Raw genomic sequence first — 884 nt, 5'->3', positions numbered from 1 at the left:
TGGGAAATTGATCCGGCCAAACATAAGCCAGGTCTGGTGATGCACGGGGCCGGCTGGCCTTTAAATGAAACCGGTTCTTCAGGCGGCTGGTGGTTATACCATGCTGAAAACAATCAGGTGACTTTGGGCATGATCGTGGATCTGTCCTATACCAATCCGCACATGTATCCATTTATGGAAATGCAGCGCTGGAAAACCCATCCTTTAATCAAACAGTATCTGGAAGGTGGCAAGCGGATTTCGTATGGCGCACGAGCTGTGACCAAGGGTGGTTTTAACTCGCTGCCTAAACTCACTTTCCCGGGTGGCTCTTTAATCGGTGATGATGCAGGCTTCCTGAATTTTGCCAAGATCAAAGGCTCACATACGGCAATGAAATCTGGCATGCTTTGCGGTGAAGCGGTATTTGAAGCAATCCAGGCCGGTGTAGAAAAAGGTGGTGATCTGGCGATTGCCCGTGTAAGCGAAGGTGAAGATTTCTTCATCAAAGAGCTGACTGCCTATACCGAGAAGTTCAACAACAGCTGGCTGAAAGAAGAACTCTACAATGCGCGTAACTTTGGCCCGGCAATGCACAAGTTCGGTCAATGGATGGGGGGTGCCTTTAACTTTATTGACCAGAACGTGTTTAAAGTACCATTCACTTTACATGACCTGGTGCCAGACTTTAAGACGCTGAAAACTGTTGATGCAGTGAACTTCAAGCCAAACTATCCAAAACCGGATGGCAAGCTGACGTTTGACCGTCTGTCTTCGGTATTTGTCTCCAACACGGTCCATGAAGAAAACCAGCCTGCGCATTTAAAGCTGACCGATGCTTCAATTCCGGTAGAAGTGAACCTGCCGAAATGGGATGAGCCAGCTCAACGCTACTGCCCGGCGGG

General features: G+C 48.9%; 1 protein-coding gene. It reads left to right on the top strand.

From position 1 onward, the window contains the following. A partial coding sequence (locus NI461_RS14050; protein ID WP_253157861.1) for an electron-transfer flavoprotein:ubiquinone oxidoreductase occupies positions 1 to 884 on the top strand: 884 nt, incomplete at both ends.

The organism is Acinetobacter sp. S4400-12 (genome assembly GCF_024129495.1).
In the GTDB taxonomy this organism is placed as follows: domain Bacteria; phylum Pseudomonadota; class Gammaproteobacteria; order Pseudomonadales; family Moraxellaceae; genus Acinetobacter; species Acinetobacter lwoffii_C.
The sequence above is the reverse complement of the archived record's forward strand: the minus strand, read 5'-3'. Positions and strand labels throughout refer to the sequence as shown.